The sequence below is a fragment of the Streptomyces sp. NPDC021212 genome, assembly GCF_044332925.1.
Lineage (GTDB): Bacteria > Actinomycetota > Actinomycetes > Streptomycetales > Streptomycetaceae > Streptomyces.
In genome coordinates this window covers 226,282-251,039 of record NZ_JBIRPZ010000008.1, presented here as the reverse complement: position 1 = coordinate 251,039, position 24,758 = coordinate 226,282, and the positions used below count along the sequence as shown (strand labels likewise).

Below are 24,758 nucleotides of genomic sequence, written 5' to 3'. Positions count from 1 at the left end.
CTGGCGTCAGCCGCTCGGGAGCAGCACGTCGACCCGGGGCAGATCACGATGGCGGTGATGGGCGGCGGCCGTCTCCGCGAGCGCGGGGCGATCCAGCGCACCGTAGGCCGCCGCGAGGAGATCCCGCGCGAACCCCTCGAACACCGGCTCGCCCCCTGACGCCCAGTGCAGATCGCGCCCCAGCACCAGCGCCTCCGCGGGATCCCCCGCCGCACACCGGCGCCGCGCCTCCTCCACACTCCGCTCCACGGCCGCGTGGTCCTCGAAGAACTCGTACATGTACCGCGCGAACGCGTACGTGTCGGCCCCGTTGTGCGGGGGCCGGTCCAGCGCGGTGCTGCCCGCGACGAGCGCGCCGGCACCGTCGAGGGTGGTGATCCGCCCCGGGTCCACGGGCGGGACGGCGGCGTCGTGGATCCTGGAGCAGGCGATCCCCACCTCCGCCCGGTCCCCGGTTTCGAAGCCGGTCAGCGCCTGCCGCAGCGCCCCGAGCCCCGACCGCCGCTCGGCCAGGTACTCCTCGTCCCCGTCGTCGTCCGCGAGGTCCCGCCAGTGGCGTTCCAGGAGCGCCCGCACGGCCTCCAGGGGCGTCCCCGCGTGCCTCTCGATCCCGCCACCGTCGTTGTTGTAGTACGAGGCGATCCCCTCGCACGTGCGGCCGTCGTCGGACCACAGCCCGTAGTGCAGCCCGTCTGACCCGCCGTGCAGAAACGTCAGGAACTCCGGCGGATCCCGGTAGTAACGTCCATGCGCCCGCACGTCGACGCCCTCGCGGGGCCGCGCACCGGGGTCGTCGTACACATCAGCGACACCGCACGGGGACACCCCCATGTCCGCCAGCGCTCGACGTTCGACGGGCCCCAGCCGTTCCATGCACTCCATCAGCCGGAAGAACGACTCCGGCAACGTGAGCCCCCAGTCGCGCCGGACCCGCTCCTCGACGTCCGCCCTCGCCTTGTCCACCGAACATCCCCCGATCCACACCCGGCCGCCGTGACGGGGACCGAGGCTACCGAACCGTCCCCCGGCCACCGATGATGCCCCGTACACGACGGTCGGCTCCCGCGCGCCACCCGGTTACGCTCAGCCATGTGGTGCGATCCAGGGCATGCGGTATGCACACCGAGGGAAGGCGCGGAGGCGTGAGGGACGGTCAGGAATCCATACGGGCGAAGCCCCCGATGCGCGCCGACGCCCGCCGCAACCAGCAGCGCATCCTGGACGCGGCCCGCGCCATGTTCGGCGAGCACGGCACCGCCGCGCCCCTGGACGACATCGCCCGTCGCGCCCACGTCAGCATCGCGACGCTCTACCGCCGCTTCCCCGACCGCGCCGCACTCTGCCGGCAGGTGGCCATCGAGGGTTACGAAACCGTGCTGGCCGAAGCGAGGGCCGCCCAGGAGGTGGCCGAGGAGGGCGGTCCGGACGCCCCGCTGAGGGCCGTCGAACGCTTCCTGACCGGTGTGGTCGCACAGCGCTCGCGCCTGGTCCTCCCGCTGTTCGGCGGGCCGGCCTTCCACGACGAGGACGCCACCGACCTGCGCCACCGCATCACCCGCTCCCTGGAGGCGGTGCTCGCCCGCGGCCGGGAGCGCGGGGCGGTGCGCGACGACGTCAACTCCATCGACCTGCTGATGACCGCGGCCATGATCAGCCGACCCCTTCCCAACACCCCGCCCGAGTGGCTCGACATCACCGCCCGCCGCCACATCGCCGTCCACCTCGACGGACTCCGCCCCGGCGCCACCCATCACCTCTCCGCCCCGGGCCCGGGCCACCCGGGGCCGGAGCACGCCTTCAGCCGCGAGACGCCGACCGGGGCCGAGAGCCCGGGCGGTGCGCACCACATGTGACCACGCACGGCAATGGACCGTGGCCCCCACCCGAAGGGCGGAGGCCACGGTCACCGGTGTGTTTCCGTCAGGTGCGGTACGCGTAGTACAGCGAGTTCGGGTTGGAGGCGATGACGCTCGCTATCGACTTCCGGTACGTGTTGACCGAGTGGTAGGTCATGTACGGAACACCGCTGGGTGAGCGGTACGTGACCATCATGGTGTGGTCCTTGGACCCGTCCCGGTCGAAGTCCATCTGCATGACGTCCCCGACGCCCATGTAGTACACGTTCGCCAGGTTGGTCGCCCGCTTGGCGTCCAGCGTGAACCACGACCACTCGTTGGCGCCCACCCAGGCCGTCGCCTGGGTGGAGGTGTCGTACCACCAAGTGCGGTAGTCCTGCGCGTCGCCCGGCGCGTGCTTCCAGCCGCCCGCCTTCAGGGCCTGGCTGATGAAGTTGGTGCAGTCCCCGCCGGCTTCGTTGAACTTCCGGTAGGCGGGGTTGTAGTTGCTCCAGTACTTCTCCGCGTACGTCGCCATCGCCGCGTAGTTGTACGCACCCGCGGGCTTGTTCACCTGCTGGGACGGCATCGCCGTGGACGCGGGGGTCGCGCTGGGCAGCGCCGCCGCCTTCACCGCCACCGTGGCGGGCTCGTTGATGGCCCTGGGCCCGTCGTCGGTGGGCCTGATGCCCGTCAGCTCCCACTTGCCGCCGGTGCCGGCGGTGAAGCTCAGCTCGTGGTGGGCCTGGAAGCTGGTGGTCGCGGGCTCGTCCCCGCGGATCTTCTTGTACGTCAGCGTCGTGGTCTCCGTGGCCTGGACGGTCGCACGCCCGTCCTTGACACGGGTCTTGCCCACGGTGACCTTGGTGTCGGCGTTCGTGTACGCCTCGCCCAGCGCCGCCAGCCGCGCCTTGCGGGTGCGCAGCGTGGACAGCGCCGTGTTCTCGGTCCGCGTCAGACCGGCCGACAGCCGCGCCTTCTTGGTGGCCGGTGCCGCCGTACGCCGTGCCTGCTGCCCGTCCAACAGGGCCGCCGTACGCTCGGTGAGCACCGCGTCCGCCAACTGCCCGAAGGACGTGGCGGTCGCCCCGTCCACCACACCCGTCTGCGCCGAACTCGCGGCCGAGGCGGGCAGAGCCACGGCCGACAACGCCACCGTCAGTGCCGCCCCGACAGCGGATCTGAAGGTCATTGATTTCACTATGGATTCCCCTCCACACTCCGGGCCGGATCGGCCCGGGGGGTCGGATCCTTGCATATGCGCCGCCACTTTGGTGATTTTGTGTTCAAACCGCGAAGTGGCGTCGACGGGGTCTTCATCTGCGGGATAATGCTCGGCTGGGTGCGCGCCCCTCAGGCGCCGAAGCGGCGGCGCGCGTCCTCGATGTGGCCGAGGTACTGGTGGGTCCAGCCGCAGAGGGCGTCGACCGTGGCGCGCAGGGCCCGGCCGGGCTCGGTGAGGGTGTACTCGACCCGTGGCGGCACGGTGGGGTGCACCTTCCGGTCGACCAGGCCGTTGCGCTCCAGCATGCGCAGGTTCTGGGTGAGCATCTTGTGGCTGACGCCCTCGACCTCGTTCCGCAGTTCGCTGAAGCGCAGGGTGCGCTCGCCGAGCGCCTCGATGATCAGGAGCGCCCACTTGTTGGCGACGTCCGAGAAGATCTCCCGCGCCAGGGAGTCCGCTCGCCTCAGGTCCGCGTCCTCGGGAAGGCCATTGAGTTGCTGCTTGGTCACCATCAGGTTCCTCAGTCACCGAAAAGTGCGTTCTTCCAGGTCGGCGGTCACTCTCCTACAGTTCCCGAGTAACCGCAAGAGAGTCCACCAGAAGGGCGAGCACCGTTGGCCACCATCGATGTCTTCCATTACGACGTGCCGGCCGAGAGCGACTTCGGCTACTCGCAGGCGATCAAGTCCGGCGATCTGATCCACATCTCCGGACAGCTCTCGCTGGACGAGGCGGGCGAGTTCCGCTCCCCGGACGACTTCGCCGCCCAGCTCAAGCAGACCTACGTCAACCTGGACAAGGTCCTGGACCACTACGGCGTCACCCGGAGCCAGGTCGTCTCGCAGACCGTGTACGTGGTCGACCTGCGGCGGAACGCCGCGGCGACGGCGGAGGGCAACCTGGCGTATTTCGGCGACCACCGCCCGGTCAGCACGGTCATCGGCGTCACCGAACTGACCTTCCCCGGCCAGGTCATCGAGATCAGCTTCGTCGTCGACACGAAACTGCCCGCCTAGGTCACGGCGCGCGGCGGTGGGTGAGGGCCCGGTAGTGGCTGGGTGGCATTCCCACCGCCGCGCGGAAGGCGCGACTGAACTCGGCGGGCCGCGGGAAGCCCCAGCGAGCGGCGATGGCCTGGATGGTCAGATGGTGGAGATGGGGATCGGCCAGGTCGCGTCGGCACCGGTCCAGACGGCGGTCCTTGATGTACGCGCTCACCGAGGTGCCGTGCTGCTGGAAGATCCGGTGCAGATAGCGCAGCGAGATCCGCTGAGCCGAGGCGATGGTGGCGGGCCCCAGATCCGCGGCGGGCAGATGCTGATCGATGAAGGCGGCGATGCGCAGGAACAGCACGTGCTGCGGTGACCGGGCCGGCAGGGCCGCCTCGTCGTCGAGATGGTGGGCCAGTACGGCGGTGGCCAGGTCGACCGCCGTGTGCCCCATCCGCAGGACATCGCGCGGAGTGCACCGGAGGTGTTCGTCGGCCAGGGAGGTCATGAACTGCGCGCACAGGCGGCCGACGCCCTCCGTGCCGGGCAGTGGCACCGCCAGCAGCCGGGCGACCTTCCGCTCCGGCAGCGGCAGCAGCCGTTTCGGGAACTGCAGCACCACCGATTCGGAGTCGGCCTGACCGGTGTCGACGAGGGCGTCGAAGGGGCGTGAACTGTCGTACAGGACGAGTTCGCCGGGACCGAGGAGAGCCCGCGTCCGATTCTGCTCGATGCCCTGGTGCCCCCGGCGGATCAGAGCCAGCTGGTACTGCTCCGGGTCCGACCGCCGGATCAGGGCGGGCGTCCGCTGGGAGAGCAGCGGCGCGTACGCCATCTCGCTGACCTGGGCGGGGCCGAGGGGCATGGCCCGCAGACGCCCCCGGAAGCCGCCGGGGTGCGGGAATGTGAGCTTGGTGGTGACCAGCGCCTGAGCCGTGGTCCGTACCCAAGCCTCCGCACGGTCGCGTACGGGCAGTGCGGCGCTGTCGAAGACCACTTCCACGAAGACCCCCTCATCGTGGTCCAGCGTCCTCCACCATCGGCCCGCCGCGGTAGTGCGCTCTGCGCCAACAACAGTGCGCCGTCCGCTCACGACAAGCGGCGGGCGCGAGCGGCAGCATGTTCGCGTGTTCGCGCCACGGCCGGGCCACGAAGGGCCGGACCGTCACGGGGGCGCACCACACGAACGAAGGGGGAAGTCCATGAGGAACGACAACCGCAGGAGCCCGAGGGCCCGCAGGGCGCTGAGGAACACAGTGGCCACCACCGTGGTACTCGGCGCCGGCCTGCTGGGCCTGGCGGGGACGGCCGAGGCCACGCCGCGCCCGTCGGCCCCGGCCCAGGTCGTGACCGGCCACGCAGTCACCGGCGAGAACTCCGGCCAGCTGGCGGCGGGGTGGAGCTTCTACCGCGCCTACTGGACCAAGAGCGCCTGTGTTTCGGAGGGCAAGGCGGGCAAGACCAAGCGCTGGTGGGCCGACTACAGCTGCAAGTACGAAACGGGCAACGACGGATACAAGAAGTGGTTCCTGTACGTGTACAACCGGCGAGTCTGACCACCGGCTGAACAACCGCGATGGGAGCGGGGGAGGGGTGGCGGCCGGCCGGTGCATCCGGCGGGCCGCCACCGTGCTGTGCCCCTGTCCCCTGTCCCGGCTCCGAGGTGGCTTCCTCACCGAGGTATCACCTGGGATCGCGCTGCGTCGCGTGTCTCCCCGGCGTGCGGCAGGGTAGGTAGTGAGCCGACCGTACACATGTCGGGCGGACACATACGCGCCGCGCACTTCGGGAGGTAACCGAATTGAACTCCGCTGGCCAGGAGACACCCCGTGACGAGAAGGAATTCACACGATCCGGGCCGCACTTCTCCGACCGGATCACGGCCGACGGCCGGGACGGCTGGCCGGTCGAGGCCGGGCGCTACCGGCTGGTCGTCAGCCGGGCCTGCCCCTGGGCCAGCCGGGCGCTGATCTCGCGACGGCTGCTCGGCCTGGAATCGGCCCTGTCGCTGGCGGTCACGGACCCCATCCAGGACGAGCGGAGCTGGCGCTTCACCCTGGACCCGGGGGGCCGGGACCCGGTGCTGGGCATAGCGTTCCTCAGCGAGGCGTACGACGCCCGCGAGACGGAGTATCCGGGCGGCGTGAGCGTGCCCGCGATCGTCGACATCCCCAGCGGGAAGCTGGTCACCAACGACTTCCAGCGCCTCACCCTCGACCTCGCCACCCAGTGGACCGCCCTGCACCGGGACGGGGCGCCGGACCTGTACCCCGAGAAGCACCGCGACGAGATCGACGAGGTGATGGAGGGGGTCTACCACGATGTGAACAACGGCGTGTACCAGGCCGGATTCGCCACGCATCAGGGGCCGTACGACGATGCCTACCGGAACCTCTTCGCCCGTCTGGACCGGCTGTCGGAACGTCTGGCCACGCGGCGGTATCTGGTCGGCGACACCATCACCGAGGCCGACATCCGGCTGTTCACCACGCTGGTCCGCTTCGACGCCGTTTACCACGGCCACTTCAAGTGCAACCGGAACAAGCTGAGCGAGGACCGGGTGCTGTGGGGCTACGTACGCGACCTCTTCCAGACGCCCGGATTCGGCGACACCGTGGATTTCGACCACATCAAGCGGCACTACTACCAGGTGCACACCAGCGTCAATCCCACGCGCATCGTCCCGCTGGGCCCCGACCTCTCCGACTGGTCCGCCCCGCACGGACGGGAGGAACTGGGCGGGCGCCCCTTCGGCGACGGCACCCCTCCCGGCCCGGTGCCGCCCGGTGAAGCGATCACGGAGGCCGGCCGCGCCGGCTGACGGACCTGCCGTGCGCACCCTCCGTATCCGGGATCAGGGGTGACGGGCCGGCGCCGCGGCGGTGTCCGCCGCGGTCAGCCCGAAGACGAGGGCTGAGGCGATACCGCCCGCGTAGGCGCGGTGCCACAGCCCGCCGGTGTCCGACCCGGCGGCGAGAAGCCCTGTCAGCGGCTCCCCGTTCTCGGCCAGGACCCGAGCCTGGTCGTCGATGCGCACTCCGTGGAACGGGAAGGTGATGGCCGGTACCGTCTCGATGACGTAGTACGGGGGCTCGTCCAGCGCCAGGGGGTCCAGTGCCCGGCCGGGTGCCGTGGCGAGCCCCGCCGAAACGCGCTCGTTGAACCGCTTGACGCCGTCGCGGATGGAGTCGCCCCGGTAGCCCCATTCCTCGGGTAGGCAGGCCAGTTCGTCGAGGTCTTCGGCCAGTCCGGCGCGGCCGCCCCGCTTGTTCGCCAGCGCGAACTTGTCGACGGCGACCGCGCCGTCGACGTAGGAGCCGACGATCCAGTCGCGGAAGACCCGGGCGTCCGCGATGAGGAGACCCCGGCTCTCCGGCTGCTCCAGCAGCGCCATGGCGGTGAGGTGGTCGCCCAGCGTCTCGTCCACGAAGCGCTCGTTGCGCAGGTTGAACAGGAGCGCGTGCTCGCTGTAGTACAGCGACAGGTCGACGAAGTCCGCCGGGTCGGTGAAGGGCACGCAGCTCGGAATGAGGTGACCGTAGAAGCCGGCGTCGGCGTGGCCGGTGGCCGCGCCGACCTGGGTGGCCAGGCGGTAGCCGCCGCCGCGGCTGTGCGGATTGGAGCGCAGCTCCATGCGGTCGGCGTGCGGATGCACATGAGCGGCGCGGAGTGCGGCGTCGCCCTGAAATCCCCCGGTCGCGAGGAGCGTGGCGCGGGCGCGGACCGTCCTGCGGGCGCCGTCGGATGACCGCAGCTCGGCTCCTACGACGGCATCCTGCTCGGTCAGTAGCCGTTCGGTGTGGGTCGCGAGCAGTATCCGACCACCGCCGTCGAGGACGAGCCGACGGCAGGTGTCGAGGTAATGGTTGGTGTCGAATTGGTGTCCGCGGCCGAAGCCGAGGATGCGCTGCGCGTCCTTCACCTCCACGCCGACGGAGCGGATCCATGACACACCCTCGGCGAACCGGTCCACGAGGGCGCGCTTCAGGGCCAGGTCTCCTCGCGGATTGTGCCGGTCCATGACCTCGTGATTCGGGGCGGTCCAGGCGTATCCGGCGAAACGTGCGGAGCCGCCGACGTCCGTACTGGTATCCACGACCACCACGGACAGGCCGTCGCGGACGGCGCGGGCGCCGGCGGTCAGGCCCCCCATGCCCGCGCCGACGATGAGCAGGTCGACGGCTTCTCCCACCATGCGCGCACCTCCTCCGGTCACCGCGTCTCCAGTAAAACCGAATCCAATTCAGGCATCAAGGCCTGTCGACGCAACTGTCGATGGGGGTGGCCCGGTCCTGGGTCTTGTTGTCCCCGTGATCGGCGCGATAGGGGAGGTGAAGTCGATTCAATTATGGTTTCAGGTGCGGGAGGTGTGGGCAGGTTGGCAGGTTCGAGGGCAAGGTCGCGGTTGTGACGGGAGCCGTTGCCGGTCCGGGTCATGTGGCCCGCGAAGGCGGGCGCGATCGTCGTGATCGGCTCGTCCTCGGTCTTCGACGCCCCGGCGGGCTGATCGCCGACATCGTCCTGTTTCTGGTGAGCGAGGCCGCGGCCGGCCTGGTCGGCGCGGCGCTGCTCGCCAACGGCGGCCGGTTCATCGTATGCACATGCCCTGTGAATCGAATCCAATTCGAGCATGGCGAGGGCGACCAGGGTGACGCGGGGTGACCAGGGGTGACCGGGGTGGCCCCCGTCATCTCGATTTTCTTATGAACCTCCCTCCCGAGGCTAGCTGTACTGAGTTCAGTTCTGTAGCGTCCCCGAAACATCGAAAGGGCACGGACCGTGCCGCTGGGAAGGAGAGTCGGACCTTGAGTACTACTCAGCAACCCGCCCCGCCGGGGGCGGAGTCGCCGTCATACGACCCGCGTACGGTGCGCCGCGCGATGCTCGCCGGGAGCATCGGCACCCTGATCGAGTACTACGACTTCAGTATCTACGGCTATCTTGCCGTGGCGATCGCTCCGCAGTTCTTCCCGGGCGACGATCCGACGGCCTCGGTGCTGGCGGCGCTCGCGGTGTTCGCCACCGGCCTGGTCGTGCGGCCGGTCGGCGGTGTCTTCTTCGGATGGCTCGGCGACCGATGGGGCCGCCGCAAGGCGCTGGTCTCGTCCGTGCTGTGCATGGGAGTGGCCAGCAGCCTCACCGGACTGCTGCCGACCTACAGCCAGATCGGCGTGTTCGCCGCGGTGCTGCTGTTCCTCATCCGGGTGGTGCAGGGCATCTCCTCGGGCGGCGAGTCGGTCGGCGCCTTCACCTACATCTACGAGTCGGCGCCACCACGGCGCAGGGCCTTCCTCGGTGCCGTCACGCCCATCGGATCCAACCTCGGGTTCGTGTTGGCCGCCGCCACGGCCGGGGCGATCTCGGCTCTCACCACCAAGGACCAGATGGCCGACTGGGGCTGGCGGCTGCCCTTCCTGCTGGCCGTGCCGCTCACCCTGATCTGTCTGTGGGCCCGGCTGAAGATCGAGGACACCCCGGAATTCCAGAAGGCCGCAGAGCGCGCCGACATCCCCTCGGCTCCCATCCGGGAGGTCCTGTCCACCCACCGCCCGGCGCTGCTGCAGTCCGTCGGATTGGCCATGGCGCAGGGCGGCGCGGTCTTCCTCGGACTGACGTACATCGGCATCTACCTGACCACCAACCTGGGGTACGACCCCACGCAGGTGTTCTGGCTGACCGCGGGTGTCGTGTTCGTCACCGTGCTGCTCATGGTGCCGGCCGGCTGGCTCTCGGCCCGGTTCGGCTGTCGCCGGGTCCTGCTGGCCGGGCTGGTGGGCTTCCTGGTGACCGCCTACCCGGCGATGGTGCTCATGGGCCGGGGAAGCCTGGCCGTGGCGGGCCTGGCCTATGTGCTCTTGATGGTGAGCAGCGCGTTCGTCCAGGTCCCGGCGGCCAGCCTGTGGCCGCACCTCTTCGAACGCCGGGTCCGCTACACCGGTATGGCGATCGGGTACAACATCGGCACCGTCCTCGCGGGCGGTACGGCGCCGTACATCGCCGCCTTCCTGGTCGACCGGACCGGAAGCCTGCTCTCCCCGGCGTTCTTCGTCATGGCGGTGTGCCTGATCGGGATCGGCGCCCTGGCCACCGTCCGGAAGGACGTGGGCGCCCTGGCCACCGTCCGGAAGGACGTATAGACGCTCATGCCCCGCGGGCGTGACCGGCGTGGCCGATGGTCTGGCCACCGTCGATCAGGAACTCCCCGCCCGTGGTGTAGGAGGCGTCGTCGCAGGAAAGGAAGAGCACCATGCGGGTGACCTCGCCGGGTTCACCGATGCGGGGCACCGGCTGGTCGGCGAAGAGTTCGGGCGAGGTGCTCTCGCCCATGGGCGTGCGGATGACGCCCGGGTGTACGGAGTTGATGCGTACGCCCGTGCCCGCCATGTCGAGCGCGGCGGCCTTGGTCATCCCTCGTACCCCCCACTTGCTCGCCACATAGGCGATGCCGTCGGCGAAACCCGTCATGCCGGCGGCCGAGGAGAGGTTGACGACGGCCCCGCGGCCGCGGGCGCGCATACCGGGCAGGACGGTGTGCATACCGAGGAAGGCGCCCACCAGATTGACGTCGAGGATCCGGCGGAACTGCTCGGGAGTCTGCTCCTCCACCCCGCCGAAGTGAATGATTCCCGCGTTGTTGACCAGCACGTCCACCGGCCCGAGAGTCTCCTCGACCGTGCGGACCACGGACTCCCACCGCGCCTCGTCGGTGACGTCGAGGTGGCAGTACCGGGCCCCGGGGAGCTCACCGGCCAGGGCCTCACCCTCGTCGTCCAGCACATCGCAGACGGCGACCCGGGCGCCCTCCGCGGCCAGCCCGCGGACGTGTGAGGCGCCCATGCCCCGGGCTCCGCCGGTGACGAGCGCGACCTTGCCCTCGAAGCGCATGGCGCACTTCCCTTTCGTGTCGAGTGATCAGTCGGGGACGAGTACGGCCCGCCCCCGCACCCGACCCCCGCGGAGCCGGTCGATGGCCTCCGGCGCGGCGGACAGCGGGAACCGCTCCGTTTCGACGTGGAGCGCTCCCGAACGCGCCAGTCCGATCACCTCCGCCAGCTCGGGGCGGGTTCCCCAGAAGGGCAGCGAGAGCCGGAAACCGGGTGGCAGTACGCCCGGTTTGGACACCGTCAGCCGGCCGCCTCCGCTGCCGACGACGGCGAGTTCACCACCGGGGCGCAGTACGGCGGTGGCGAGGTCCAGCGTCGGGTCGGTGCCGACGAAGTCGAACACGGCGTCCGCCCCCGTACCGCCTCCCGCGCCCTGGGCGCGGGCGCGGAGCACCCGGGCGGTGTCCGCCCGCATCAGGGTGGCGAAGTGGGCGCCGGAGCGCTCCGCGAGAGCCAGCGCCTCCTCCCGGACGTCGACCGCCAGCACACGGCTCGCCGTCGTCGCGCGGAGGATCTGCACACACAGATGGCCGAGCCCGCCGATCCCGATGACGACGGCGGTGGTGCCCTCCCCGAGCGCGTGCCGGGCCCCGGCCACGGCGTGGTACGAGGTCAGACCGGCGTCGGAGAGCGGGGCCGCCTGCTCGGCCGGTACGTCGCCGATCGGCACCAGATGGCGGGCGGACGGGACGAGCACGTACTCGGCCATTCCGCCGTCGCGACCGAGTCCCGCGCCGTGCCGGCCGAGCGTGTCCCGCCGGTCGCAGTAGTTGTCCCGGCCGGTGGCGCAGCGGTCGCAGCCGCCGCAGCCCCACGGTCCGTAGACCACCACGGGATCATCCGCTTCCACCCCGTCGGCCTCGGGCGCCAGGGCCGCGACCCGCCCGGCGATCTCGTGGCCGAGGGTGAACGGCAGCCGGTAGGGGAGCACACCGGGAGCCGCGTCGATGACGTGCAGGTCGGAGTGGCACAGTCCGGTGGCCTCGACCCGCACCAGCACCTCGGCGCCGCGCGGCACGGGCCGCTCGACATCAGTCGGTACCGGGGGCGCGCCCCACTCCGTCAGCCGCAGCGCCCTCATCCCCACCGACCCCGCTCTCGTCGCCCCGTGTCCGTGATCGTCACCGTAACAGAGGTGAAGTGGGTTCAATAGAGGTCTTGCCCGTGCGAGAGGCGGTGCCTACGGTCGTGAATTGAGTTCAATTCTTAGACGATGCTCCGGTCGTACGAGCACGATGGAGACCCCATGGACAACCGCCACCCCGACATCGCCCCCCACCTGCTGTCCGAAACGGACGAACAACGACAACTGCGCACCGTGCTGCGGGACCTCTTCGCCGAGGCGAGCGGTCCCGAGGACGTCCGCAAGCATCTGGCCACGCCGCGCGGGCACGACGAGGCGCTCTGGGCGCGGCTCGCCGGCGAGATCGGGGTCCATGGCCTGGCCGTGCCGGAGGAGTACGGCGGGTCCGGCTTCACCTTCGCCGAGCTGGCCGTGGTGCTGGAGGAGGCCGGGCGCGCCCTGTACTGCGCGCCGCTGCTGCCCACGGTGGCCCTGGCCGCCCCCGCCCTGCTGCACAGCGGCGACCGCTCGGCGTGTGCCCGCTATCTGCCCCGGATCGCCGACGGCACGCTGACCGCGACCGTGGCCGGGTTCGGCGCGGACGAGCCCGGCGTCACCGCGGAGCGGACCGGCACGGGCTGGGTGCTGCGGGGGCGGGCGGACTTCGTCCTGGACGGGGCCGGCGCCGAGCTGATCCTGGTGCGGGCCGCGGCGCCCGAGGGGCCCCGGCTGTTCGCGTGCGAGCCGGCCCCCGGCACTTGCCGCCGGACGCCGCGCCGGGTCCTGGACGAGACGCGGCGCCAGGCGCTGCTGGAGTTCCACGGCGCGCCGGCCACCCCGGTGGGCGCGGCGGAGGGTGCCGACGAGACCGTGTCGGCGACGCTGGACACCGGGCGGGCCGCGCTCGCCGCCGAGCAGGTCGGCGGCAGCGGTCACGCGCTGGACGCCACGGTCGAATTCGTCGCGCAGCGCCACCAGTTCGGGCGTCCCATCGGTTCCTTCCAGGCCGTCAAGCACCGGCTGGCCGATGTGCTGGTCGCGCTGGAGGGGGCGCGCTCGGCATCCGCGTACGCGACCGCCTGCGCCGCCGTCGGCTCGCCGGGCCTGCCGGTGGCCGCGTGCGCCGCCGCCGTGGTCTGCTCCGAGACCTTCCGCCTGGCCACGGCCGAGTACGTGCAGCTGCACGGTGGCATCGGCTTCACCTGGGAGCACCCGGCCCATCTGTATGTGCGCCGAGCGCGCGGCGACGAGGTGCTGTTCGGCACGGCCGACCGCCACCGGGACCGGCTGGCCGAACTCGCCGGCCTCACCACCCGCTCTGCTGTCTGAACGGGCGACGAGACGGGGAGGCCCGCATGACGCCACGCACCTCACTGAACCTCGCCGCACCGTATCCACTCGGCGGACTCACGCTCCGCAACCGCCTCGTCGCCACCGCCCATGCCACCGCCGCCGTCACCGACGGTGCCCCCACGGGAGCCGACGCGGCCTACTGGCGTCGGCTGGCCCGGGGCGGCGCCGGCATGGTGATCACCGGGGGAACCGCAGTGGCACCCGAGTCGACGCTGCCGCGGCGCTATCTGACCGAGGCGTGGCGCCCCGAGATCGAGGACGCCGTACGCCGCCGCGCCGAGGCCATCACGGACGGGGGCGCCGTGGCCATCGCGCAACTCGTCCACCTCGGCCGGGAGACCCTGGGCGCCGGCACCTACTACGCGCCGGTCTCCGCCGCGGCCGTCCGCTCGCCCCGTGAGGCCGCCGCCCCTCACCCGTTGAGCGCCGAAGAAGTCCGCGGCATTGTCGACGCCTTCCGCATCTGTGCGGCGAACAGCGTGCAAGCCGGATTTCACGGCGTGGAACTGCACGCCGGCCACGGCTATCTGCTCGCCCAGTTTCTCTCCCGGCTCACCAACACCCGTGGCGACGCGTACGGCGATCGCATCGCTCTCACCGCCCAGGTGATCGACGCCGTCCGCCGGGAGATCGGTGAACTGCCCATCGGCGTGAGGGTGTCGGTGGAGCCCGGTGAGGATTCCGGTCTCGGCCTGGACGACCTGATCGAACTGCTTCCCCGGCTGTCGGCCGCCTCGCCCTTCGCGTACGTCAGCGTCACCACCGGCGTCCGCAACACCTATGTCCCCGGCATGGCCACCACCCGCCCACCGCTGCTGGAGTCGGTGGCCCGGCTCCGTTCCGCGGTCACCCTGCCACTCCTGGTCGGCCAGGGTTTCCGGTCGGCCGCGGACATCGAGCGGGCGCTGGACTCGGGGGCCGATCTGGTCGGCATGGCCCGGCCGTTCATCGCCGATCCCGACTTCGCCCGCAAGGTGATCGCGGGCGACGAGCGATCCGTACGCCCCTGCACGAGCTGCAACGAGGGCTGCCGCACCTTCGAACCCACCGGGTCGTGCTCGGTGAACCCCGATCTCGGCCCGCCGGGAGCCACCGCCCGCCCGGCCGTCCCGCTGCGGCTCGTCCGGCGGACCTCCCCCGACGGCCCGGTCGCCGTGCTCGGAGCGGGCCCGGCGGGCATGGAGTGCGCGATGACGCTCGCTCGTTCCGGCGCGGACGTGACCGTCTTCGACCCGGCCCGGTACGTCGGTGGCCAGGCGCGTCTCGCCTCCCTGGCCCCGAACCGCTCCGGCTGGCAGAAGCTCGCCGATTACCAGCGCGACCAGCTCGAGGACCTCGGTGCAACGCTGCTGCTGGGCACATCCGCCGGGGCGGACGACCTGACGGCGTACGCCCGGATCGTGCTCGCCACCGGCGCGAAGGAGGACCCCCTCGCCGTGCCTGGCGAGCTGTGGACCCTCACCAGCACGGACTTTCTGCACCGGTATGCGGAGGTGGTCCCGGACGCGCCCCGCGTCGCCGTCCTCGACGACGGATTCGGCTGGTGGCAGGGGATCAGCGCCACGGAGAGCGCGCTGGCGGCCGGCGCCGCGGAGGTCACCGTCGTCACCCCCGGCACCGGGTTCGCGGCGGGTCTGTCGCCGGAGAACCGCACTCAGCTGATGAACCGGCTCATCGGTGCTCCCCTGCGCGTCCTGGCGATGACCACCGTGACCTCGACGACCGCCGAGGGGGTGGGCCTGCGACATCTCCTCGACGGCCGGGAGACCCGCCTCGCCGCCGACGTCCTGGTCACCGTCGGTGAACGCCGCCCGCGCCGTCCCGACATCCCTCCGGCCGCTCACCAGGCCGTCCACGCCATCGGTGACTGCGTCGTGCCGCGCCGCATCGCGCACGCCGTCGCGGAGGGCCGCGCGGCCGCGGAGGCCCTCGCCGCGAGGGGCGGCCGCGATGTGCTCCGGCGTATTGAACCGAGGTAGATCAAAGGCTTGACAGGGCAGCCGTGGCCGGAGAAAGTTGCAGTGAATTCAGTTCAGTTTGGGGAGTGAGAATGACGGTGGAAGACGAGATCCAGTTCGAGCGCGACGGCCACGTCGCCCGGGTGTGGCTCAACCGCCCGTGGAAGAAGAACTGCGTCACCGTGCCGATCCTGGACCGGCTCGACGAGATCATCACCGAGGTCGACGAGGACCCCGAGCTCCGGGTCCTGGTGGTCCGCGGCCGCGGCGGCACCTTCTGCTCGGGCTTCGACCTGGACAGCCTGAAGGCCGAGTACGTCGGCAAGTCGAACGCGATCGACGTCGCGGTGAAGTCCGCGAAGGTGTGCGACCGGCTCTACTCGATGAAGACCCCGTCGGTCGCGGTCCTGGAGGGCCATGTCACCGCCGGCGGCTTCGAGATCATGATTTCCTGCGACTTCGCCATCGCCGCGGACGACGCCAAGATCGGTGACTTCCACATCCGCCGTGCGCTGTTCGGCGGGGCGGGACCGATCTACCGGGTGCCGCGCATGATCGGCATCCGCAAGACCAAGGAGCTGATGCTCACCGGCAAGCTGCTCTCGGGCGTCGAGGCCACCGAGTTCGGGCTCATCAACAAGTCCGCCCCGGCCGAGGAGCTGGACGCGGTGGTCGAGGACTTCATCGGGGACCTCACCGACAAGAGCCCCTTCATGATGTGGCTCACGAAGATGACGATCGACCGCAGCCTGGACGCCGACACCCAGTCGCTGATGGTGATGGAACACCTCGCCGTGGGCGTGGCGCTCAACTCCGAGGACGCGAACGAGGGCGTGTCGGCGTTCCTGGAGAAGCGCGAGCCCAAGTGGCAGGGGCGCTGACCCGGATGGCCACCGAACCGCGGAGCCCGGCCGCCGGGCTCCAGGGCTCGCGCTGCTCCGGCTGCGCGGTGACGGTCTGTCCCCCGGACGACGCGTGCCCGCGCTGCGGGGGACCGGCACGGCCGGTGGTCCTGGAGGGCGCGGGCACGCTGTGGACCTGGACGGTGCAGCGCTACGCCCCCAAGTCGCCGCCCTATGAGGCCCCGCCCGGCGGCTTCGCCCCGTTCGCGGTCGGCTATGTCGAGCTGCCGGAGAACGTACGGGTGGCCGCCGTCCTCGACGTCGACGACCTGGACGATCTCCGCATCGGCATGCCCCTCACCGTGACCCCGGGGTCCGGTGTGCCACGGGCCAGGCCCACGACCCCCGAACGGGAGGGTTCATGAGCAGCGAGGTCCTGATCTGCGGTGCCGGCCGCACCCCGTTCGGCCGGTCGGAGACGACCGGCCGGCAGCTCGCCGTCGGCGCGGTGAATGCCGCGCTGGCGGACGCCGGGATCCCGTGGTCGCGGGTGCGCGCCGCGTTCGGTGGCAGCGACAGCGCGGGTCTCGCCGATACCCTGGTGGGCCAGCTCGGCCTGACCGGACTGCCGTTCGTCAACGTCAAGAACGGCTGTGCCACCGGCGGCAGCGCGCTGATCTCCGCCGTGAACGCGATCCGCTCCGGTATGGCGGACGTCGTCCTCGCCGTCGGCTTCGACAAACACCCGCGCGGTGCCTTCGACCCGAGGCCCGAGGACTGGGGGCTGGGCGCCGAGTACGGCAGCGACGGGCTGATGGTGACCACCCAGTTCTTCGGCATGAAGATCCAGCGCTACATGCACGACCACGGCATCACCCCGCACACCCTCGCCCTGGTTGCCGAGAAGGCGTACCGCAACGGCGTCCTGACCCCCGAGGCATGGCGGCGCAAACCGCTGTCCGCCGATGAGATCCTGGAATCGGGCATGGTCAGCGATCCGCTGACCCGCTATATGTTCTGCTCCCCGGGGGCGGGCGCGGCCGCGCTGGTGCTCTGCTCGCCCGAGGCCGCCCGCACCATGGACGGCTCGCCGGTCACCTTGCGCTCGGCGGCCGTACGCACCCGGCGCTTCGGCTCGTTCGAGGTGTTCAGCCCGTGGATCCCCGGGGGCGAGCTGACCAGTGTCAGCCGCGACGCCTCGGCCGCCGCCTTCGAGGAGGCGGGGGTCGGTCCCGGCGAGGTCGACGTCTGCCAGCTCCAGGACACCGAGAGCGGCGCCGAGGTCATGCACATGGCCGAGTGCGGGTTCTGTGTGGACGGCGAGCAGGAGCGGCTGATCGCCTCCGGGGCCACCGAGATCGGCGGAACGCTGCCGGTCAACACCGACGGCGGCTGCATCGCCAACGGCGAACCCATCGGCGCCTCGGGACTGCGCCAGGTCTACGAGGTCGTCCAGCAACTGCGCGGACGCGCCGGAGAACGCCAGGTCCCGAGCCGTCCCAGGGTCGGCTTCACCCATGTGTACGGCGCCCCCGGTGTGAGTGCCTGCACGGTGCTCTCCCGCTGAGCGCCCCCGAACATTCCGCCGAACGGAGGTGGCAGAAGAGATGAGCGGTGTCCCGGAACCCGAGGAGTTCCGCGCCCGGGCCCGCCGGTGGCTCACCGGTGCGGCCCGGCCCCGCCCCGACGACGGGGAGTGGGGCAGCGGCTCCGACTCCGTCGCGGTGTTCGACAACTGGACCGAGGAGCAGGAACGCGAACACACCGCCCGCGTCCAGGAGTGGGAACGCACCCGCTACGACCAGGGCTGGTCCGCGTTCAACTGGCCGCAGGACTACGGCGGGCGCGACCTGCCCGCGTACTACGAGCAGCTCTACCGCGCCGAAGAGGCCGTCTTCGACGTACCCCACCGGCCCGAGATCTTCCCCGTGACGCAGGCGCTCGTCGCCCCGGCCATCGGCATCTGGGGCACCGAGGAGCAGAAGCGGCGCTGGCTGCGTCCCATGCTGCGCACCGACGAACTGGCCTGCCAGCTGTTTTCGGAGACCGAGGCCGGCTCCGACCTCGCCGCGGTGCGCACCAGGGCGGTACGCGAGGGCGACAGTTGGGTGCTGACCGGGCACAAGGTATGGACTTCGGGAGCCCGCGTCGCCACCTGGGGCGTCGCGGTGTGCCGCACCGATCCGGACGTCCGCAAACACGCCGGGATCACCGTCTTCCTGGTGCGCATGGACGCGCCGGGCGTCACCGTACGGCCGATCCGGCAGATGACCGGCGGCACCAGCTTCAACGAGGTCTACCTCGACGACGTGCGGGTGCCCGACACCGACCGGCTCGGGCCGGTCGGCGAGGGCTGGCGGGTCACGCTCAGCGTGCTGGCCGCCGAACGGCTCGACTCCGGCAGCCTCGGCCTCGACAACGCCGACCGGGCCTTGGACCTCGCCGCGAACCTGCCGCGCCCCCTCACCGGCGGCGAACAGCAGCGGGCCGCCGACCTCCACATCCGCACCCTCGTCCAGCGGCTCATCGGACTGCGGGTGACCGCCGCCCTCGTCGCCGGGCGCGAACCCGGCGCGGAAGCCTCGGTCGGCAAGCTGTACGCAACCGAGACCATGCGCCGCACCAGCGACCTGGTGTCCGAGCTGCTGGGGCCGAGCCTCGTGGCGGACACGGGGGAGTGGGGCACCTACGCCTGGACGGAGCATCTGCTCGGCGCCCCCGGCTACAGCATCGCGGGTGGCACCGACGAGATCCAGCGCACCATCCTCGCCGAACGCGTCCTCGGCCTGCCCAAGGAGCCCGTCCGATGAGCACAACCACGCAAGCGCCGGAGCTGGCCGCCCGGGTCCGCGACCGGCTCGCCCGCCACCACCCGGGCGCGGCCATCGGCGAGCTGACAGTGCTGCCGGGCGGCCACTCCGGGCTGACGTACTCGGTCACGGCGGGGGACGCCCGATACGTCGTCAAGGCGGTGCCGCCCGGGCAGCGGGCCGTCGGACGCAACGACGTCCTGCGCCAGGCCCGGGTACTGGGCGCGCTGGCCGGGTCCACGGTGCCGGTACCGGGCGTCGTGGCCGTCGACGAAACCCAGCCCGCCTGGTTCGCCATGGACTTCGCGGCCGGGGAGGCCGTCGAGCCGGTCCTCGACGAGCACGAGGTGCCCGCCGCGACGGCCCGCGCCCGGATGCTGGAGATCGCCTCCGTCCTGCGACGGCTCCACACCACCGATGTCGGAGCACCCGGGCTCGACGCGCCCGCACCGCTCGACCCCTCGGGCGAGCTGGAGCGATGGAGCCGCACCCTGCGGGCCGTTCCCAACGAACTGCGGCCCGGCGGGGAGGAGCTGCTGGTACGTCTCGCCGATGGCGTACCCGGCGCCCTCCCGCCGGTGCTGCTGCACGGGGACTTCCGGCTCGGCAACGTACTGTGTGTGGACGAGCGGGCCGTGGCCGTCGTGGACTGGGAGATCTGGAGCGTCGGCGACCCGCGCATCGACCTCGGCTGGTTCCTGCTCTTCGCCGACCACCGCAACTTTCCCCGCCTGGGACACCCCGTGCCCGGCCTGCCCGGCGAGACCGACCTCCTGGACGCCTACCGTGACGGCCGGCCCGCCCTGCCCGCGATGGACTGGTTCCGGGCGCTCGGCCGCATGAAGATGGCCGCGATCATGGGCCACAACCTGCGCCGCCACCGCGAGGGCAAGCACCACGACCCGGACCAGGAGCGCCTGCCGCCCACCATCGCCGCGATGATCCGCACCGCGCGCGACATCCTCGGCTGATCGGCCCCATTGAACAGGAGCAAGCGTGGATTTCGCATTCTCGCCACGCGCGAGTGAACTCCAGGACCGCATACGGTCGTTCATGGAGGAGCACGTTTTTCCGGCGGAAGCGGTCTACGACCGGCAGCTGGCCGAAGCGGACGACCCGCACGCCCTGCCGCCGGTCATGGCCGGGCTGAAGGAGAAGGCCCGTGCCGAGGGGTTGTGGAACCTCTTCATGGCGCACGGCGACTGGGGCGCGGGGCTCAGCAACCTCGAATACGCGCCGCTCATGGAACTGGCCGGGCGCTCCATCATCGGCCCCGAGGTGTTCAACTGCTCGGCGCCCGACACCGGCAACATGGAACTCCTCGCGCTGTACGGCACCCCCGAGCAGCAGGACCGCTGGCTGCGCCCCCTGCTCGACGCGGAGATCCGCTCGTGCTTCGCCATGACCGAGCCGGAAGTCGCCAGTTCCGACGCCCGCAACATCCGCACCCGCATCACCCGCGACGGTGACGCTTACGTCGTCAACGGCCGCAAGTGGTACACCTCCGGGATCCTCGACCCCGACTGCGAGCTCATCATCCTGATGGGCAAGACGGACCCGGAGGCGCCCACCTACCGACAGCAGAGCATGCTGCTCATCCCCCGGGACACCCCGGGCATCACGATCCTGCGCGACCTGCCGATGTTCGGCTACACCGATCGGCTCGGACACGGCGATGTGCTCTTCGAAGACGTCCGCGTACCGGCCGCGAACATCCTCGGCGGCGAGGGCGAGGGCTTCGCGCTCGCCCAGGGACGGCTCGGCCCGGGCCGGATGCACTACGCGATGCGCGCCGTGGGATTCGCCGAGCGCGCCCTCCAGCTGATGTGCGAGCGCGTCACCACACGCACCGCCTTCGGCGGGCCCCTCGCCGACCGGGGCGTGGTCCGGGAGTGGATCGCCCGCAGCCGCATCGAGATCGAGCAGCTGCGTCTCCTCGTCCTCAAGTCCGCCTGGCTGATGGACACCGTCGGCAACGCCGCCGCCCGCATGGAGGTCGCCGCCATCAAGGTCGCGGCGCTGGAGGTCGCCCACAAGGTGGTCGACCGCGCGGTGCAGGCGCACGGTGCGGCGGGCGTCAGCGACGACACCGTACTGGCCCGGCTGTACGCCATCACGCGCGCGCTGCGCATCGCCGACGGCCCCGACGAGGTGCATCTGCGGACGGTGGCCCGCCTGGAACTCGCGGAATACACGAAGAAGACCGACACGAAGAAGACCGACACGAAGAAGACCGGCACAACGACGGGAGCGGCGTGAGCGCCAACAGCCTCGACGGCAAGGTGGCCGTCATCACCGGCGGATCCCGCGGCATCGGCCTCGGCATCGCCACCGCCTACCGGACGGCCGGCGCCCACGTGGTGCTCGCGGCCCGCAAACCGGCCGGACTCGCCGAGGCACGCGAGGAGTTGCTGCGCGTCAAGGGCGACGGCGACGTCCACACCGTGGTGGCCAACGCCGGTGAACCGGAGCAGGCCGAGACCTGCGTCGAGGAGACCATGGCCCGCTTCGGCCGCCTCGACGTCCTCGTCAACAACGCGGCGACCAACCCGTACCACGGCGATCTGCTCGACCTGGATTTGTCGCGCGCGGAGAAGACCGTCCGTGTCAACCAGTACGGCATGATCGCCTGGACCCGGTACGCCTGGCGGGCCTGGATGGCCGAGCACGGGGGAGCGGTGGTCAACATCTCCTCCGTCGGCGGACTCGTCGTCGATCCGCACATCGGCTACTACAACGCCACCAAGGCCGCCATGCTGCACATGACCCGGCAGCTCGCCTACGAACTCGGGCCGCGCGCCCGCGTCAACGCCATCGCCCCCGGGCTGATCAAGACGGAACTGGCGCGGGCGGTATGGGAGGTACGCGAACCGATCCTCACCGCCAAACTGCCGCTGCGGCGCCTCGGCACCGTGGAGGACGTGGCCCACGCGGCACTGTTCCTGGCCTCCGACGCCTCCTCGTGGATGACCGGCCAGACCCTGGTGCTCGACGGCGGCGCGACCGCCCTGCCGATCGGGGTGGAGGGATGAGCGCGCCACGGCCCGCCGCGGAGCTGTTCTCCCTCCAGGGCAGGACCGCCCTGGTCACCGGAGCCTCCGCCGGGCTCGGCGCACGCTTCGCCGCGGTCCTCGCACAGGCCGGCGCCACCGTGTTCGCCGCCGCCCGGCGCATCGACCGGCTGAAGGAACTCGCCGACGGAGGCGACCGCATCCACCCCATCGCGTGCGACGTCTCGCTGGACTGGGACCGGACGCGGCTCGTCGAGACCGCGCTGGACGCCACCGGCCGCATCGACATCCTGGTCAACAACGCCGCCACGTCCGGGGAGACCCGTGCCGAGGACGAATCCCCGGACGCCTTCGCCGACGTCCTCGGCGTCAACCTCACCGCCCCCTTCCACCTGGCACGGCTCGTGGCCGAGGCGCCCGAGGCGGAGGGCGCGCCGGGCCGGAGCGTCATCAATGTCTCCTCCATCCTCGGCCTGGTCACCGCCGCCCCGCTCGGCGGTGCGAGCTACTCCGCCTCCAAGGCCGGACTGATCGGGCTGACCCGGGAGCTGGCCGGACAGTGGGGCGCGAGTGGTACCCGTGTCAACGCGCTCGCCCCCGGCTGGTTTCGCACCGAGATGACCGCGGACCTCTTCGGCGACGAGCGCTCCGCCCGCTGGGTCGAGCGCAACACCCTGCTGCGGCGCGGCGGCGAAGGCCATGAACTCGACGGCGCGCTGCTCTTCCTCGCCTCGGACGCCTCCTCCTACTGCACCGGACAGGTCCTGACCGTCGACGGCGGATGGACCGCGCGATGAGCGTCGGCATCGACATCGACGACGGTCTGGCCCACCTCACCCTGCGCCGCGGCGAGGCGGGCAACGCCATCGGCCTGGACATGGCACGCGGACTGCTGGACGCGGCACGGACCTGCGCCGCGGAGGGCGTACGGGCGGTACTGCTGACCGGCGAGGGCAAGTCCTTCTGCGTCGGCGGCGACCTCAGGGAGTTCTCCCGGCTCTCCGGTGAGGCACTGGAGAAGCACCTCACCGCGGTGACCGACCTGCTCCATGACGCGCTGCGCACGTTCGCGGCGAGCGACGCGCCCGTGGTGGCCGCCGTACAGGGCGCCGTCGCGGGCGCGGGGCTCGGCCTGGCCGCGTCCGCCGATGTGACGCTCGCCGCCGACACCGCGTCCTTCACCGCCGCGTACACCGGCATCGGCTACACGCCGGACGCCGGTGTCAGCTGGTTCCTGCCCCGTCTGATCGGCCCCAAGCGGGCCCTGGACCTGCTGCTGACCAACCGCCGCGTCACGGCGGCCGAAGCCGCGGGCATCGGCCTGGTGAGCCGGGTCGTCACCCCCGGCGAGCTGACCGAAGAGGCCGCGCGCACGGCCGAGGCGCTGCGCCGCGGGCCCACCGCCGCGTTCGGCGCCATCCGCCGGCTCGTCGCCGCCGGGCTGACCGCCGACCTCGGCGCGCACCTGGACCGGGAAGCCCACACGATCGCCGCCGCGGCCACCTCCGCCGCGGGCCGGGAGGGCGTCGCCGCCTTCCTCGGCAAGCGGGCGCCCGACTTCACGCGCGCCGCCCCCAGCGCCTGAACCCTCTACCCCGAACCATGGAGTCCGTCATGTCCGAAGCCTTCATCGTCGGAGCCGTCCGCACCCCCGTCGGCCGCCGCAAGGGCGCGCTCAGCGGTGTGCACCCCGCCGACCTCGGCGCCCATGTGCTGCGTGTTCTGCTGGAGCGTACCGGCGCCGACCCGGATGCCGTCGACGACGTGTACTTCGGGTGCGTCGGCCAGATCGGCGCCCAGACCGGCAACGTCGCCCGCACCGCATGGCTGTCCGCGGGGCTGCCGCAGCACGTGCCCGGCACCACCATCGACCGCCAGTGCGGTTCCTCCCAGCAGGCCGTGCACTTCGCGGCCCAGGCGGTCGGCTCCGGTGCCGCCGACCTGGTGGTCGCCGGCGGGGTGGAGGTGATGAGCCTGGTGCCCATTGCCAGCCCCATGTACGTCGGAGAACAGGCGGGCCTCGGCAGCCCGTACGCGGGGGACGGCTGGCGCGAGAACTTCGGCGACCAGGAGGTGTCACAGTTCCGCGGCGCCGAACTGATCGCGGAAAAGTGGGGCATCTCCCGGGCGGACATGGAGGACTTCGCGCTCACCAGCCACCAGCGGGCCCTCGCCGCCCAGGCAGGCGGTGTCTTCGACGACGAGATCAGCCCGGCCTTCGGACTGACCGCCGACGAGGGCCCGCGTGCCGACAGCACTCTGGAGAAGATGGCCGGTCTGAAGACCCTCACCGAGGACGGCCGACTGACCGCCGCCGTCTCCAGCCAGATCAGCGACGGCGCCGCCGCCCTCTTGATCGCCTCCGAGGAGGCGGTGCGCCGCCACGGTCTGACCCCGCTCGCACGCGTGCACACCATGGCCGTCGTCGGCTCCGATCCGATCCACATGCTGACCGGCCCGATCCCCGCCACCGAGAAGGTTCTCGGCAAGGCCGGGCTCTCGGTCGAGGACATCGACCTGGTGGAGATCAACGAGGCCTTCGCCTCGGTCGTCCTCGCCTGGCAGAAGGAAATCGGCCCCGCCCCGGAGCGGGTCAACGCCTTCGGCGGCGCCATCGCGCTCGGACATCCGCTCGGCGCCACCGGCGCCCGGCTCATGACCACGCTCGTCCACCAACTGCGCAGGACCGAAGGACGCTATGGCCTGCAGACGATGTGCGAGGGCGGCGGCATGGCGAACGCGACCGTGCTGGAGCGCGTCTGAGCACGTTCGTGCCGGTTCTTCCAGC

Annotated in this window: 25 protein-coding genes; 18 read left to right on the top strand and 7 right to left on the bottom strand. The window is 71.3% G+C overall.

The window, feature by feature from the left end:
* Nucleotides 1-6: 6 nt before the first annotated feature.
* Entirely contained in the window at nucleotides 7-963 is a 957-nt protein-coding gene (locus ACH4SI_RS22945) for an ADP-ribosylation family protein (protein WP_398298405.1), read from the bottom strand.
* Between the two features lie 179 nt (nucleotides 964-1,142).
* Between ACH4SI_RS22945 and ACH4SI_RS22940 the strand changes: the two genes are divergently transcribed.
* Nucleotides 1,143-1,853, top strand: coding sequence for a TetR/AcrR family transcriptional regulator (locus tag ACH4SI_RS22940; RefSeq protein WP_398298403.1), 711 nt, complete (start codon nucleotides 1,143-1,145; stop codon nucleotides 1,851-1,853).
* Nucleotides 1,854-1,920: 67 nt separating this feature from the next.
* Here the strand turns inward: ACH4SI_RS22940 and ACH4SI_RS22935 are convergent, their stop codons facing one another.
* Together ACH4SI_RS22935 and ACH4SI_RS22930 are read right to left on the bottom strand one after the other, a co-directional pair.
* A complete protein-coding gene (locus tag ACH4SI_RS22935) occupies nucleotides 1,921-3,027 on the bottom strand; it encodes an amidase domain-containing protein (protein ID WP_398298400.1) in 1,107 nt (368 codons plus the stop codon).
* Between the two features lie 161 nt (nucleotides 3,028-3,188).
* Complete coding sequence (locus tag ACH4SI_RS22930; RefSeq protein ID WP_398298398.1) at nucleotides 3,189-3,572, bottom strand: winged helix-turn-helix transcriptional regulator; 384 nt, start codon at nucleotides 3,570-3,572, stop codon at nucleotides 3,189-3,191.
* Between the two features lie 102 nt (nucleotides 3,573-3,674).
* On the opposite strand from ACH4SI_RS22930, the gene ACH4SI_RS22925 reads away from it, so the two are divergent.
* Nucleotides 3,675-4,076 (top strand): RidA family protein, encoded by a 402-nt coding sequence (locus ACH4SI_RS22925; protein WP_398298396.1) that lies wholly within the window; start codon nucleotides 3,675-3,677, stop codon nucleotides 4,074-4,076.
* Between the two features lies 1 nt (nucleotide 4,077).
* Here the strand turns inward: ACH4SI_RS22925 and ACH4SI_RS22920 are convergent, their stop codons facing one another.
* Nucleotides 4,078-5,052, bottom strand: coding sequence for a helix-turn-helix domain-containing protein (locus ACH4SI_RS22920; RefSeq protein WP_398298394.1), 975 nt, complete (start codon nucleotides 5,050-5,052; stop codon nucleotides 4,078-4,080).
* A gap of 253 nt (nucleotides 5,053-5,305) precedes the next feature.
* On the opposite strand from ACH4SI_RS22920, the gene ACH4SI_RS22915 reads away from it, so the two are divergent.
* On the top strand, nucleotides 5,306-5,605 hold the full coding sequence (locus tag ACH4SI_RS22915; RefSeq protein ID WP_398298392.1) for a hypothetical protein: 300 nt from the start codon (nucleotides 5,306-5,308) through the stop codon (nucleotides 5,603-5,605).
* 245 nt (nucleotides 5,606-5,850) lie between these two features.
* The gene (locus ACH4SI_RS22910) at nucleotides 5,851-6,870 is read left to right on the top strand and encodes a glutathione S-transferase family protein (protein ID WP_398298390.1); all 1,020 of its coding nucleotides are present in this window, start codon (nucleotides 5,851-5,853) and stop codon (nucleotides 6,868-6,870) included.
* Nucleotides 6,871-6,903: 33 nt separating this feature from the next.
* Here ACH4SI_RS22910 and ACH4SI_RS22905 read toward each other — a convergent pair whose 3' ends face one another.
* Nucleotides 6,904-8,244: an FAD-binding protein gene (locus tag ACH4SI_RS22905; protein ID WP_398298388.1), complete on the bottom strand. Its 1,341-nt coding sequence runs from the start codon at nucleotides 8,242-8,244 to the stop codon at nucleotides 6,904-6,906.
* A gap of 212 nt (nucleotides 8,245-8,456) precedes the next feature.
* Between ACH4SI_RS22905 and ACH4SI_RS22900 the strand changes: the two genes are divergently transcribed.
* Together ACH4SI_RS22900 and ACH4SI_RS22895 are read left to right on the top strand one after the other, a co-directional pair.
* Complete coding sequence (locus ACH4SI_RS22900) at nucleotides 8,457-8,711, top strand: hypothetical protein (RefSeq protein ID WP_398298386.1); 255 nt, start codon at nucleotides 8,457-8,459, stop codon at nucleotides 8,709-8,711.
* A 143-nt stretch (nucleotides 8,712-8,854) separates the two neighbouring features.
* Nucleotides 8,855-10,186 carry an MFS transporter gene (locus ACH4SI_RS22895; RefSeq protein ID WP_398298384.1) on the top strand — a complete coding sequence of 444 codons (1,332 nt, stop codon included), beginning with the start codon at nucleotides 8,855-8,857 and terminating at the stop codon, nucleotides 10,184-10,186.
* A 4-nt stretch (nucleotides 10,187-10,190) separates the two neighbouring features.
* Here ACH4SI_RS22895 and ACH4SI_RS22890 read toward each other — a convergent pair whose 3' ends face one another.
* Both ACH4SI_RS22890 and ACH4SI_RS22885 read right to left on the bottom strand, forming a co-directional pair.
* The gene (locus ACH4SI_RS22890) at nucleotides 10,191-10,934 is read right to left on the bottom strand and encodes an SDR family NAD(P)-dependent oxidoreductase (protein ID WP_398298382.1); all 744 of its coding nucleotides are present in this window, start codon (nucleotides 10,932-10,934) and stop codon (nucleotides 10,191-10,193) included.
* A 27-nt stretch (nucleotides 10,935-10,961) separates the two neighbouring features.
* Nucleotides 10,962-12,014, bottom strand: coding sequence for an NAD(P)-dependent alcohol dehydrogenase (locus ACH4SI_RS22885; protein ID WP_398298795.1), 1,053 nt, complete (start codon nucleotides 12,012-12,014; stop codon nucleotides 10,962-10,964).
* A gap of 165 nt (nucleotides 12,015-12,179) precedes the next feature.
* Between ACH4SI_RS22885 and ACH4SI_RS22880 the strand changes: the two genes are divergently transcribed.
* From ACH4SI_RS22880 to ACH4SI_RS22825, 12 genes are all read left to right on the top strand, one after another.
* Nucleotides 12,180-13,325 carry an acyl-CoA dehydrogenase family protein gene (locus ACH4SI_RS22880; protein WP_398298380.1) on the top strand — a complete coding sequence of 382 codons (1,146 nt, stop codon included), beginning with the start codon at nucleotides 12,180-12,182 and terminating at the stop codon, nucleotides 13,323-13,325.
* Between the two features lie 26 nt (nucleotides 13,326-13,351).
* Entirely contained in the window at nucleotides 13,352-15,328 is a 1,977-nt protein-coding gene (locus ACH4SI_RS22875) for an FAD-dependent oxidoreductase (protein ID WP_398298378.1), read from the top strand.
* Between the two features lie 71 nt (nucleotides 15,329-15,399).
* The gene (locus ACH4SI_RS22870) at nucleotides 15,400-16,188 is read left to right on the top strand and encodes an enoyl-CoA hydratase/isomerase family protein (protein WP_398298376.1); all 789 of its coding nucleotides are present in this window, start codon (nucleotides 15,400-15,402) and stop codon (nucleotides 16,186-16,188) included.
* A 5-nt stretch (nucleotides 16,189-16,193) separates the two neighbouring features.
* Complete coding sequence (locus ACH4SI_RS22865; protein WP_398298374.1) at nucleotides 16,194-16,574, top strand: Zn-ribbon domain-containing OB-fold protein; 381 nt, start codon at nucleotides 16,194-16,196, stop codon at nucleotides 16,572-16,574.
* Nucleotides 16,571-17,716 carry a thiolase family protein gene (locus tag ACH4SI_RS22860; RefSeq protein WP_398298372.1) on the top strand — a complete coding sequence of 382 codons (1,146 nt, stop codon included), beginning with the start codon at nucleotides 16,571-16,573 and terminating at the stop codon, nucleotides 17,714-17,716. Before ACH4SI_RS22865 ends, ACH4SI_RS22860 begins: the two co-directional genes overlap by 4 nt.
* 40 nt (nucleotides 17,717-17,756) lie before the next feature.
* Nucleotides 17,757-18,959 carry an acyl-CoA dehydrogenase family protein gene (locus ACH4SI_RS22855; protein ID WP_398298370.1) on the top strand — a complete coding sequence of 401 codons (1,203 nt, stop codon included), beginning with the start codon at nucleotides 17,757-17,759 and terminating at the stop codon, nucleotides 18,957-18,959.
* On the top strand, nucleotides 18,956-19,930 hold the full coding sequence (locus tag ACH4SI_RS22850) for a phosphotransferase family protein (protein ID WP_398298368.1): 975 nt from the start codon (nucleotides 18,956-18,958) through the stop codon (nucleotides 19,928-19,930). The genes ACH4SI_RS22855 and ACH4SI_RS22850 overlap by 4 nt, the downstream gene beginning before the upstream one ends.
* 25 nt (nucleotides 19,931-19,955) lie before the next feature.
* Nucleotides 19,956-21,218, top strand: coding sequence for an acyl-CoA dehydrogenase family protein (locus ACH4SI_RS22845; protein ID WP_398298366.1), 1,263 nt, complete (start codon nucleotides 19,956-19,958; stop codon nucleotides 21,216-21,218).
* Nucleotides 21,215-21,991, top strand: a complete 777-nt coding sequence (locus tag ACH4SI_RS22840) for an SDR family oxidoreductase (protein WP_398298364.1) — start codon at nucleotides 21,215-21,217, stop codon at nucleotides 21,989-21,991. Before ACH4SI_RS22845 ends, ACH4SI_RS22840 begins: the two co-directional genes overlap by 4 nt.
* On the top strand, nucleotides 21,988-22,767 hold the full coding sequence (locus tag ACH4SI_RS22835; RefSeq protein ID WP_398298362.1) for an SDR family NAD(P)-dependent oxidoreductase: 780 nt from the start codon (nucleotides 21,988-21,990) through the stop codon (nucleotides 22,765-22,767). The genes ACH4SI_RS22840 and ACH4SI_RS22835 overlap by 4 nt, the downstream gene beginning before the upstream one ends.
* Nucleotides 22,764-23,555 carry an enoyl-CoA hydratase/isomerase family protein gene (locus ACH4SI_RS22830; RefSeq protein ID WP_398298360.1) on the top strand — a complete coding sequence of 264 codons (792 nt, stop codon included), beginning with the start codon at nucleotides 22,764-22,766 and terminating at the stop codon, nucleotides 23,553-23,555. The genes ACH4SI_RS22835 and ACH4SI_RS22830 overlap by 4 nt, the downstream gene beginning before the upstream one ends.
* Before the next feature lie 29 nt (nucleotides 23,556-23,584).
* Complete coding sequence (locus ACH4SI_RS22825; protein ID WP_398298358.1) at nucleotides 23,585-24,733, top strand: acetyl-CoA C-acetyltransferase; 1,149 nt, start codon at nucleotides 23,585-23,587, stop codon at nucleotides 24,731-24,733.
* Nucleotides 24,734-24,758 lie beyond the last annotated feature (25 nt).